The organism is Pseudoalteromonas sp. XMcav2-N, assembly GCF_024124545.1.
In the GTDB taxonomy this organism is placed as follows: Bacteria; Pseudomonadota; Gammaproteobacteria; order Enterobacterales; family Alteromonadaceae; genus Pseudoalteromonas.
Window position 1 is genome coordinate 66,512 of the sequence record NZ_JAMXSF010000003.1, and the last position, 12,100, is coordinate 78,611.

Below are 12,100 nucleotides of genomic sequence, written 5' to 3' on the forward strand. Positions count from 1 at the left end.
GTAGTGTCTATTCCAGGCCTTTTTTGCTATACAGGGTAACCTTATCCGACACCAGCGTTACTTTAATATGTTTGCTGTTGTTGCCCCAGGTGCAGTTAGTGTGCAGGGTTTTTTCTTCGCACTGATCTGCTGAGCCCAAGAGTTGTTCTAGTTCAGTTTTATCCATACCCACTTCGATTTTGTCGTAGTTTTCCATGCTTACTTTAGAGCAGGCGGCCAGGCCGAGGAACAGAGTCAGAGTTAAAATTTTTTTCATAGTAGTTTCCGTCAGTGTCTGTATTTTCTGATTTGGAAGATAATCCCCATTTTGGGATGATCTAAATAATGGATGTCACCGCTGTATACCCGGGTAAACTGAGACATTCTGGCGCTTTCTAAGTCGCCTTCATCACTTTTATAATGATAGTCAAAGTTACTGGTGACGTATAAGTAATGCCGTATATGGATTTTCATCCAGCCCTGTAGTTGCCATAGCGCAGGGTCTTGCTCTCTTAGTGCACGCTCTTTGGGCTCACCCAGCAGGCTGATAAAGCCATTATCGGGCGTATCTAAGCGAGCCACATAGCTGGCGGGCTGCTCGAACTTTTGTCCGCCATAAACGAGTATGTTCGGCGCGCGCTTTTTACTTTGGTCGGGAAAGCGCCAGCCGGTGTGCAGAATGGGTTCAAGTCCTTTCTTTTTTAGCTGATTGAGCACGCTGTCGAATTTAAGTTGCTCTTCGCTTAACAAGTAGATGCTTTGTTTATGTTCCTGTGGCTCGGCATAGGGCGTCAACGGCAGCTGCTGATATTTTTCCATATAATTTATGCCGTCGGCGCAGTGCCAGGAGGTATCCTGCTGAACAAAGCGACTGGTTACCGTGCGAGGGTCAAAACGGCTGTCACCATTCAGACAAGCTTGCTGGCCTGCGCCGTTATAGCCCTTTGTCAGCAAGTCCAGAGTCCGGTTTAAATCCAGCTCAGGGTTTTCAATCGTAAAGTCCTCATTGAGCTGATCGTTTTTTTGCTGGGCAAAGGCGATCAGCTCAACTTCATACCAGCGTTTTGCACTGGCCGGCGCTGAGGCCAGCAGCGCTGTGCTTAGTATCGTCAGTGAAAGGGCTGTCCTTATCATGCCACCGCCTTTTTCTGAAAGTCGTCTATCATTGCATTTACCAGTTTTAAGCGTTCCTGACCATTTTTCTCTTCGATATTAAAGCGTAACTTACTGGCACCTTCCATGCGGTACACAGCAGGGTTGCTTTGTATCAGAGCAATGATGAATGTCGGGTTAACCGTGGTACTGGCACTGAATTCAAAGTAGCCGCCTTTTTGGTTGGCTTCTACTTTGGTGATCCCCAGTTTAGCCGCTTTTGATTTCAAAAGTTGGATACTAAAGAGGTTTTTAGCGGCATCCGGCAACAGGCCAAAGCGGTCAATCAGCTCAACCTTTAGCTCGTCCAGTGCCTCTTCATCATTGGCGCTGGCAATGCGCTTGTACATGCTCAGGCGCATATTGACGTCATGGATATAGTCATCAGGCAGCAGGGCGGGGATCTTCAGGTCCACATCGCTTTGCTGTTGTAACAGGTTTTCAAGCGTCGGCTCTTTGCCCTCTTTGAGTGCCTGAACGGCCTGTTCCAGCATTTCCATATACAGAGTAAAGCCCACCGTCTGGATCTGACCACTTTGCTCATCACCCAGTAGTTCACCCGCGCCCCGGATCTCTAAGTCATGGGTGGCCAGAGCAAAGCCGGCGCCAAGATCTTCGAGCGACTCAATGGCCTGCAGGCGTTTCACCGCATCTTTGGTGAGCGTCTGGCTGTTACGGGTTAGCAGGTAAGCATAGGCCTGATGGTGGCTACGACCAACCCGGCCACGTAACTGGTGCATCTGCGCCAGGCCCAGCTTGTCTGCGCGGTCCATGATGATGGTGTTGGCTGACGGGATATCAATCCCGGTTTCGATGATGGTGGTACACACCAGCACATTGTGTTTCTGGTGATAAAAGTCACTCATCAGTTGCTCAAGCTCTTTTTCACGCATCTGGCCGTGAGCAATGGCAATGCTGGCTTCGGGCACCAATGCGGCAACGTCAGCCGCGGTTTTATCTATGGTCTCTACATTGTTGTGCAGGAAGTACACCTGACCACCGCGTTTAATTTCCCGCAGAATCGCTTCGCGAATAACCTCATCATTGCGCTCCTGCACAAAGGTTTTAACTGCCAGGCGTTTTGCTGGTGGCGTGGCAATGATAGACAAGTCGCGCATGCCACTCATGGCCATATTCAGGGTTCTGGGAATAGGCGTTGCGGTGAGCGTGAGTATATCTACATCCGCACGCAGCTGTTTGATTTTCTCTTTTTGCCTTACTCCAAAGCGGTGCTCTTCGTCGACAATCAGCAGGCCTAAGTCTTTATACTTGATGCTCTGTTGCAGCAGCTTGTGCGTACCTATCACAATATCGAGTTGGCCATTTTCGAGCTTATCAAGAGTGTCTTTTTGTTCTTTGGTGCTGTTAAAGCGAGACAATACGCCCACCTCAATAGGTAAAGACGCAAAGCGGTCACGGAAGTTCTCGTAGTGCTGTTGTGCCAGCAAGGTGGTGGGTACCAGCACGGCCACTTGTTTGTTGTCGTTAATGGCCACAAATGCGGCGCGCATTGCCACTTCGGTTTTACCAAAGCCAACGTCACCACATACCAGCCGGTCCATTGCCAGCGGGGTTTGCATATCACCCAGTACGGCATCAATGGCGTTGCGTTGGTCGTCGGTTTCTTCAAACGGGAAGGTGTCGCTGAATTCGCGATAAGCCTGGCCGTCGAGTTTGAATAAGTGTCCAGGCTTACTCTGGCGCTTTGCGTAAATGTCCAAAAGCTCAGCAGCAACGTCACGGACCTTTTCGGCCGCGCGGCGCTTGGCTTTTTCCCATACATCAGAGCCGAGCTTATGCAGCGGGGCTGAAGCTTCTTCACCGCCGGAGTACCGGCTCAGCATGTGCAGCGCCGATACAGGCACATATAACTTAGCGTCATTGGCATAGACGATGGTCACAAATTCAGTGGCCACTCCCGCTGCGTCAATGGTTTGCAGGCCAAGGTAACGCCCAACACCATGATCCAGGTGCACAATTGGCTGGCCTTCTTTAAGTTCGGCCAGGTTGCGAATAAGTGCATCCTGACCCTGATCGTATTTATGCTTGCGACGGCGGCGCTGCGACACCTTAATACCCAGCAGCTCTTGTTCCGTCAGTATGCTCAGAGCTTTAGTGCCATCAAGCAGCACCGAACGCTCCAGCGGACTGACGATCAGGCCCACATCGTTACGTGCACCAACAAAGTCGCTAAAGCTGTCGAACTCTTTGAGTTTCAGGCCACTTGGCTTGAGCAAGGTCATCAGGGATTCACGACGACCATCCGACTCAACACTGAACAGCACACGGCCTTTGTTCTTCTTCTGAGTGGTAATGTAATCAAGCAGAGGCTTGTATGGGTCGCTCTGTTTATGGTCGACACGGACATCGGTCACTAAACTGGCACCGAGGTTAGTATGGCCCGCCTTAGTGCCTAAGCTCGCTTCACTCAGGCGAATTCTGGGGTAACGTGCAAAGCCTTCAAACAGGGTTTCGACATTTTGATACAGGCGCACCGGCTCCAGCAGAGGGCGTAGTGGGTCAACCCGGCGGCTCTCATAGCGTTTGTTAACATCCAGCCAGAACTCTGAGGCGGCTTGCTCAATGTCGCCCAGATGCATAAACACCGCTTGTTCCGGCAGATAGTCAAAAATCGTGGCAACTTGCTCATAAAACAACGGCAAATAGTATTCGATACCCGCCGGCCAGTTGCCCCGGGTAACCTGCATGTAAATGGAGTCCTGTTCGCTGCTCGCACCAAAGGTTTCACGATACGCAATCCGAAAACGCTCTATGTCTTCGTCATTGGTAGGGAATTCATGGGCAGGTAACAGGTCGATTGACTTGATTTGCTCGCTGGAGCGCTGGGTTTCGATATCAAACAGCCGAATACTGTCGAGCTCATCATCGAAAAAGTCGAGCCTGAATGGCGTGGTACTGCCCATGGGGAACAAATCTATGATAGAACCGCGCACGGCAAATTCACCATGCTCCATCACCTGTTGCACATTTCGATAACCGGCCTGTGCCAATGTTTCTTTCAGCTTTTGTGCATCCAGCGAGTCACCGACTTTAAATTGCAGGGCGTTGCCGTAAATAAACTCTGGCGGTGCGGTGCGCAACATTAAGGTCGACACGGGCAGCAGTAATACGCCCTGATGTTGATGGCGTAAAGAGTTCAGGCTGGCAAGACGCTGTGAGATTATGTCCTGGTGCGGCGAAAAGTGATCGTAAGGTAAGGTTTCCCAGTCCGGAAACACATGGACTTTGTCTTCGCCCAGCAAGTAACCCAGCTCAGTTTCAAGTCGCAGCGCGCTTGGTGTGTCAGGGGTTACGACCACGACTAATGCATCATGTTGTCTGACGCCTTCACTGATGGCAATGGACATACTGCTACCGACCAGCTGGCCCCAATGGATTTTATCCTTTTGTGATTTGACCCAGGGAAGTTGGTTCCACTGCGCTGTTGCCATTCATATACTCCTGTTACTGCATGTTGTTTTTATTGCACGTAGTTCTAATTACACGTAGTTTTGATCGATTCGCTTTCGCGATGATAAAACAACGGCCTGATAATGTGCTCAGGCCGTAAGAAGGATGCATTAATCCCGGTAGATTTTGCAAAGATCCTGATAATGGTCGATGCGACGATCTCTCAGGTAAGGCCAGATGCGTCGTACCGATTCACTACGACTCTGGTCCAGCTCAACGACTAATAGTTGCTCTTCAGTCTCACTGGCGTGTGCCAGCAGTTCACCCTGAGGTCCGGCGACAAAGGAGTTACCCCAGAACTCGATCCCTTCGCTTTGGGCGCTGGGGTCGGTTTCATGACCGACACGGTTGACACTCAACACTGGCAGGCCGTTAGATACGGCGTGGGCGCGCTGAGCGATCATCCAGGCATCGCGTTGACGAATTTGCTCGTCTTTATCATCGCGCGGATCCCAGCCAATGGCGGTGGGGTAGATCAACATGTCAGCACCGGCCATCGCCATTAAGCGTGCGCCTTCGGGGAACCATTGATCCCAGCATACCAGTACACCCAGCTTACCGACTGACGTTTGAATTGGGGTAAAGCCCATATCGCCTGGTGTAAAGTAGAACTTTTCATAAAAACCCGGATCGTCAGGAATGTGCATTTTACGATATTTACCTGCAATGCTGCCGTCGGCTTCAAACACTACTGCGGTATTGTGATACAAGCCGGTTGCGCGCTTTTCAAAAAGCGACGCTACGATCACCAGGTTCAGCTCTTTGGCAAGCTGGCAAAATAGCGCTGTGCTTGGGCCTGGAATGGTTTCTGCCAGATCAAACAAATCGGTGTCTTCGGTCTGGCAAAAATACAAGCTGCGATGCAGCTCCTGCAATACCACGAGTTTAGCCCCCTGGGCCGCCGCATCGCGGATCCCGGCAATGGATTTATCCAGGTTGTTTTGTAAATCATCACTATTGCTGTGCTGAACCAGTGCGACTTTTAACGTGTTGTTGCTCATTAAAATTTAGTCCTGTTTTAAAAATCCGGCGGGTAGCTGCATTGTAATGCAGTGCAGGCTGCCAAACTGATGAATAATAGGTAGACAGTCAATGCCAATCACGGTGCGCTCAGGGTGAGCGCTTTGTAATTGGGTCAGCGCTTGCGCGTCGTTGTTATCACCGTATAGCGGCATTAAAACGGTGTCATTGATGATCAGATAATTTGCATAGGTGGCAGGTATTCGGTCGCCTTCATCGTTAAAGACCGCTTTGGGCCAGGGCAGGGCAACCAGATTATAAGGTTTCCCTTGTGGTGTGCGGAACGACTTAAGCTGCGATTCCATGGCGCTCAGAGCAGCAAAATGCTCGTCTTGCGGGTCATCACAACGAACATACACCAGAGTATCATTGGGTGCAAAGCGCACTAGTGTATCTATATGGCTGTCTGTATCATCACCTGCCAAATAACCGTGGTCGACCCATAGAAACTGTCTTGCGCCCAGTGTTTTACTTAACTCCTGCTCTAGCTCGGTTCTGCTCAGATGCGGATTACGGTTTGGATTGAGCAAACACTCTGTGGTGGTTAACAGAGTACCTGCTTCGTCAATTTCAATACCACCGCCTTCTAGTACCAGCTCGATGCGCTCATAGTGATTTGCAGGGTCGATGATTTGAGCCTGAAGTTGCGCGTTAATCTGATTATCGAGCTCGGCGGCAAACTTATTGCCCCAGCCATTGAAGGTGAAGTCTTTTACAGACAACTGACCCGATGCGTCACGCGCAGTAAGCGGACCATGATCGCGGGCCCAGGTATCGTTGCAGGGCGCATCAACAAACACAATTTGCGTTATATCGACGTCTGCGGCGATAAGTTTACGGTTAATGTGTGCTTTTAGCTCAGTACTGTGTGCCACAATAACCACTTTCTCAACTTGAGAGATCTGCTGACACAAAGCGATATAAACGGGTTCAACCTGGGGTAAAATATCTGCCCAGTCGGTATCCTGATGTGGCCAGGTGAGCATCACCGCATCTTGCGGAGCCCACTCGGGTAAAAGTGTAAAACTCATGGTGTTATCAATCAAAAATAGTAGACGACTAGTTTAGCACTGACAGCTTGGCTGTCAGCTATTTTGTTCGTTTTCGTCAGGCGACTGACGTTTTTTTAGCTGCCGGGTTTGAGCATGTAAACTGGCACGGACCAGTAGCTCTTGATCATTATCGCGGATCTGGGTAAAAGCCAGGGTATAGCGAAAGCCCGAGTCCACAGCTTCTTTGTCTATGACCTGCGCATAACAAAAGATAGCGCTGGCTTCGTGTTGCAGGAATACCTTGGTCCTGAAGTCCTGGCCAACATCATAGTCCTGTTCAAGCGTTGCAGTAATACCACCGCCGCCGTAACTATCGCATCTCAGCAATTCATCTTCAGGTTGTTCCGTGGCCAGGATATGGCTCATGATCAAATCGATTTTTCGTGACTGGGCCTGTAGATAGGCGGCGAGATCACTGGCCACATCGCCAAGGTTACGCAATGGCCTTAGCGCATTTAAATCTAGCTCATTGATTTCATTTGCCAGCCTGAACAAAGGAGGAATGGCAGCTTCAAGCTGTGCCTGGCTCTTTGGTACCATGTTGGCATCTACCGGGTACAAATTGATTTGGTTTGATTCGGCAATCTGAAAATATTGCTCGAAAGTCTCTTTTAGGTCACTATGCATATGCCGAAATGATATTGATACTGTCTTTATATCCATATACTAGCGAGTTTTAACCGTACTCGCTAGTATTATGCTGTTTCAGAATTAGACCCTGAATTGTTCTAACATATTTTCCTGCTTGGCAATTTTCTCTACCTGAGACTGCATGGTGTGATCAACGGCTTTGGCTTCGTCAAAGACAGTGTCTGACAAGTTGCGAATTTGCGAGGCGTTATTATTCACTTCCTCTACCACATGTTTTTGTTCACTGATCATATCCGCAATACTGACGTTTAAATCCACAATACTGGCGATAGACTGACGGATAGACTCCAGCGCGTCTCGGGTATCGTTGGCTTTGCTGACCGACTTCTCTACTATGGTCTGACTCTGGTTCATCACTCCAACTGCGCTTTGTGCGCCGCTTTGCAATTGGTCAATCATGGCTTTTATTTCTGTGGTGGCTTCCTGAGTACGCTGTGCCAGGGTTCTGACCTCATCTGCCACAACAGCAAAGCCACGACCCGACTCGCCAGCACGCGCTGCCTCAATGGCAGCGTTGAGTGCCAGCAGGTTGGTTTGTTCAGCAATGCCATTGATGACGGATAAGATCTGCTCTATGCCAGACGAAGAGACTTCCAGCTCTGCCACAACGTCAACCGCACGTTTAATTTGCACCGACAGCTCGGTGATTGCATCAGTGGACTCAGCAACTATGGTTTCGCCGTTACTGGCAAGGTTGTCGGTGTTCTGTATGGCATCTGCAGCCTGTTGAGCGGTATCCGCTACTTGCTGTTCCGTACTTGACATATTACCTGTTGCGGTGGCCAGGGTATTAAGTGCATTAAGCTGCTCTTCGATAGCCATGGTTGCCTGGTTTGCACCTGTTGAAGTCTGGCGGGCATCTTCTAGTACTTCGTGACCAAGTTGTTGTATATCCGCAATCAGATTTTGCAGACGAGAGGTAAAGCGATTGAAATTCTCTGCCAGTGAGGCGAATTCAGGCTCATTAGAAGCCTCTAAACGCACAGTCAGGTCTGCGTGACCTTGCGCAATATTCGCCATGGCGACATTGATGTCTTCAAGCGGTTTTAGTAGCAAGTTTATGACCAAAGAAAGTACGACTACAGCGGCTATTACGGCGATAATTGAGAATAAAGTGGCGTCTTGTGCCATGGTATCAACTGCACTAAATACTTTGTCTTTCTCAAGTGCCACACCAACGTACCAGTCCAGCCCTTCCACATCTTTAAAGGTGACCAGATAGGTGCGGTTGTTCATTTCAACTTCCTGCACTATTTGTGATACCTGAGTACGGCCCAAAAACTCGCTAGCTTGTTGGCCATTAAGCTCTGTATTGGGGTGAGAGATAATAGTGCCATCTTTACTGACCATAAAGGCAAAGCCTGAGTCGAATAATGCGAAAGAATTGATCATGTTACCGAGCTTGGCCAGACTGACGTCAAAAAAGATAGCGCCATGGAAACGGCCCCCTTTTTTCACAGGCGTACCCACGGACACCACAATTTCTTTGGTGACCGAATCGGCGTATGGGGCTGTGACTATCAGCTGGTTTGCTTGTTTTGCGCCGGCGAACCAGGGTCGTACCCGCGGATCCCAGGTAGGGCCTGGATCCCAACCCGGATCACTGGCTACATAGTTGCCGGTTGCGTCTTCGCCATAGCCTATCAGTAAAAAGGTCTCTTTCAGCTTTGGCTGTGAAATCAGTGGCAGAGCATCTTGCAGCGTGTCGCTTTGCTCTACCAGGCCGGTGGTCAGAACTGCCAAATCAATGGCACCCTGCATTTGCGAGGTCACCGTATTGCTGATCCCCTGAATGATTTCTCCCACACTATCATTGACTTGTTGTTGTAAATTATCTTTCAGCAAAAAATACTGTTTGAGTGATAGTAGTAACAAGGCCAGAAAGAGCACTGAGGCTGAAACGGCAATTACCTTAAATTTGAACTTCACAGGCATATCTCCTAACTGCTTCCCTCTATAAAGGTAAATCATTGACGGAAACTTTCAATTATTTAGGTATTTAAATCACCTTGTGAGTTTATTCACCCCAGAGTTCATCCAGCTCTTCATCGGATATTTCCAGATAATCCATCACATCATCTTTGATCACTTGCCACTCAGGGTTTTGTTCGCTTACGGGGTTGGTAGACAAATACGTTTTGTGACGCGCAACCTTTAAAATAGACAGCAAGTCGTTGCCAAGACTATCCAGCTCTCCCGAAGTGAGAATGCCATCGACATCGTGTTGATAATAAATCACATTAATGACTATCTTTGGCAGTCGCCATTGCTGCGCCAGTAACGCACCTATGGTACCATGGCTGGTATGATATTGTTCGAATTCAAACTGACTTGCTTCGGTCCAGCCATCGGTTTGCGCTTTGTCTAATACACTCTGATAGTCATCAAAGTGCTGACATAAAATCGGAATGCCAACACCGTGAAACAAACCGAGCATGTAGGCATGATTGGCCAGTGCAGCGCGGTTTAGTCGGTTGCAGATTAATGAAGCATGCTGTCCTATTTCTGACTGGGTTTCCCAGAAATCACTGAGCGCTGGTGGCAAGTCTACGGATGATTTTAAAGCGACGGCTTTAACCAGGGGAACAAGCCGTTTCAGACCCAGCATCATAACGGCCTGTTCGATGGAGTCGATTTCGCGTGAGCGCCGAAAGGCAGCAGAGTTCACTACTTGCAAAATGGCCGCACTGATCGCCACATCGCCTTGTAAAATTTCAGAAATTTTGGTGATGTTGGGCTCGGGAAGTTTAGCTTCTTCTGAAAACTGCAACAGTGCCTGAGGGCGCGGAGGAATACTGACCGTTTTTAAAATGAGTTTTTCTTGCTGTGTAAGGGAAATGGCCATGCAACACTACCTGTACGACTGACTATTATAAAAAGATAGTCAATAATCTGTGGTGCAGGCAACTCTCTGTTTCGCGAGGGGGCTAAAAGCAAAAAGCCCCGCTTCGGCGAGGCTTTTGAAACGCTATGCGTATCGATTATACGTTAGCTAGCGCCGAACGTGCGTCAACATATTCCATGTTGAAACCCTCAGCCACTTCTTTACACGTGATCTGACCTTTCATTACATTCAGACCATTCAGGAAATGCTGATCAGCAAGCAAGGCTTCTTTATAACCCAGGTTTGCAAGCTTGATGATGTAAGGCAGAGTCGCATTGTTCAGTGCGAATGTAGAAGTACGTGGCACAGCACCTGGCATGTTAGCAACACAGTAGTGAACAACGTCGTCAACAATGTAAGTAGGCTCTGCGTGCGTAGTTGCTTTAGAAGTAGCAATACAACCACCCTGGTCGATAGCAACGTCAACAATGGCAGCACCTGGCTTCATTGCTTTGATGTGATCCGCAGTAACCAGCTTAGGTGCAGCGGCACCCGGGATAAGTACACCACCGATAACCAGGTCTGCTTCCAGTACGTGCTTCTCAAGTGCATCAGCAGTTGAGTAGATCACTTTTGCCTGGCTGCCGAACTGAGCGTTCAGGCTGCGAAGTACGTCGATGTTACGGTCAAGAATAGTAACGTCAGCACCCAGACCAACCGCCATTTGAGCTGCGTTACGGCCAACCATACCACCACCGATAACAACCACTTTAGCAGGCTCTACGCCTGGTACGCCGCCTAGCAGCATGCCACGACCTTCGCGAGACTTTTCAAGCGCCTGAGCACCAGCCTGAATAGACATACGGCCAGCTACTTCTGACATAGGTGCAAGCAGAGGCAAGCCGCCACGTGCGTCAGTCACTGTTTCGTATGCAATACAGATTGCGCCGCTCTTAACCAGGTCTTCTGTCTGAGGCAGATCAGGTGCCAGGTGCAGGTAAGTGAACAGGATTTGATCTTCACGAAGCATCGCGCGCTCAACAGCCTGAGGCTCTTTTACTTTCACGATCATGTCTGCTTCTTCAAATACCTGCGCTGCCGTATCACGGATCTTAGCGCCTACCTGAATGTAGTCTTCGTCAGTGAAACCGATACCGATACCAGCATTTGTTTCTACTATTACCTGGTGGCCGTGATTAATCAGTTCACGAACACTTGCTGGAACCATACCAACACGGTACTCGTGGTTTTTTATTTCTTTAGGTACACCAATAATCATAACAATTCGCCTCAATTAAGAACGGGGTAAAAATTTTCGACCATTATAGATATGGTTTGCTAGTATGTCCTACCTTTTTTGGTATACTTGATAGTCATTAACACTGCATTAAGTAAATATTCAGGATAAAAAACTGATCATGCATACTCAGTTAGATAGAACCGATAGAAAGATTTTAGTTGAACTGCAAAAAGACGGACGAATTTCTAATGTAGAATTGGCCAGAAGGATTGGGCTAAGTGCAACACCTTGCCTGGAGCGGGTCAAAAAGCTTGAGCGTGAAGGTTATATAAAAGGTTATAAGGCGGTTGTGGACCCGGTCAAACTAGGTCAGGGTTTGTTGGTCTTTGTCGAAGTCACAGTCAATAAAAATTCGCCTGACGTATTCGACCGGTTCAATCAGGCGGTAAAGCAGCATGACGAGATTATTGAATGTCACCTGGTATCCGGTAACTTCGACTATCTGTTAAAAACCCGGGTAACGGATATGTCTGAGTATCGTGGCGTGCTGGGTGAGATACTATTGAAACTGCCTAGTATCAGCGAAAGCCGTACCTATGTTGTTATGGAAGAAGTAAAAGGGGAGCAAGGCGAAGTGATAAAACCTTGTGCACCCTAAGGAAATTCTTGCTAAGGTGTGCAAAAAGTCATGTTAGAATTAACTAAACAGTA

Annotated in this window: 10 protein-coding genes; 1 reads left to right on the plus strand and 9 read right to left on the minus strand. The window is 48.7% G+C overall.

All coding sequences use genetic code 11. The features are described from left to right. Window positions 1-7: 7 nt before the first annotated feature. The 9 genes from NH568_RS04930 to ald form a co-directional block, all read right to left on the minus strand. The gene (locus tag NH568_RS04930; protein ID WP_253045059.1) at window positions 8-256 is read right to left on the minus strand and encodes a DUF3862 domain-containing protein; all 249 of its coding nucleotides are present in this window, start codon (window positions 254-256) and stop codon (window positions 8-10) included. A gap of 11 nt (window positions 257-267) precedes the next feature. Beyond that, window positions 268-1,113, minus strand: a complete 846-nt coding sequence (locus NH568_RS04935; protein ID WP_253045060.1) for a CsiV family protein — start codon at window positions 1,111-1,113, stop codon at window positions 268-270. After that, window positions 1,110-4,583 carry a transcription-repair coupling factor gene (mfd, locus tag NH568_RS04940; RefSeq protein ID WP_253045061.1) on the minus strand — a complete coding sequence of 1,158 codons (3,474 nt, stop codon included), beginning with the start codon at window positions 4,581-4,583 and terminating at the stop codon, window positions 1,110-1,112. The genes NH568_RS04935 and mfd overlap by 4 nt, the downstream gene beginning before the upstream one ends. Before the next feature lie 129 nt (window positions 4,584-4,712). Then, window positions 4,713-5,603: a carbon-nitrogen hydrolase gene (locus tag NH568_RS04945; protein WP_253045062.1), complete on the minus strand. Its 891-nt coding sequence runs from the start codon at window positions 5,601-5,603 to the stop codon at window positions 4,713-4,715. A 6-nt stretch (window positions 5,604-5,609) separates the two neighbouring features. Beyond that, the gene (locus NH568_RS04950) at window positions 5,610-6,653 is read right to left on the minus strand and encodes an agmatine deiminase family protein (protein ID WP_253045063.1); all 1,044 of its coding nucleotides are present in this window, start codon (window positions 6,651-6,653) and stop codon (window positions 5,610-5,612) included. Between the two features lie 54 nt (window positions 6,654-6,707). Continuing rightward, entirely contained in the window at window positions 6,708-7,301 is a 594-nt protein-coding gene (locus NH568_RS04955; RefSeq protein ID WP_253045064.1) for a PilZ domain-containing protein, read from the minus strand. A gap of 84 nt (window positions 7,302-7,385) precedes the next feature. Continuing rightward, complete coding sequence (locus NH568_RS04960) at window positions 7,386-9,260, minus strand: methyl-accepting chemotaxis protein (RefSeq protein WP_253045065.1); 1,875 nt, start codon at window positions 9,258-9,260, stop codon at window positions 7,386-7,388. 82 nt (window positions 9,261-9,342) lie between these two features. Continuing rightward, window positions 9,343-10,170, minus strand: coding sequence for an HDOD domain-containing protein (locus NH568_RS04965; RefSeq protein WP_253045066.1), 828 nt, complete (start codon window positions 10,168-10,170; stop codon window positions 9,343-9,345). Window positions 10,171-10,306: 136 nt separating this feature from the next. Next, window positions 10,307-11,428: an alanine dehydrogenase gene (gene ald / locus NH568_RS04970; protein WP_253045067.1), complete on the minus strand. Its 1,122-nt coding sequence runs from the start codon at window positions 11,426-11,428 to the stop codon at window positions 10,307-10,309. A 139-nt stretch (window positions 11,429-11,567) separates the two neighbouring features. On the opposite strand from ald, the gene lrp reads away from it, so the two are divergent. Beyond that, a complete protein-coding gene (gene lrp, locus NH568_RS04975) occupies window positions 11,568-12,047 on the plus strand; it encodes a leucine-responsive transcriptional regulator Lrp (RefSeq protein ID WP_046004417.1) in 480 nt (159 codons plus the stop codon). The last annotated feature ends 53 nt before the right edge of the window (window positions 12,048-12,100 follow it).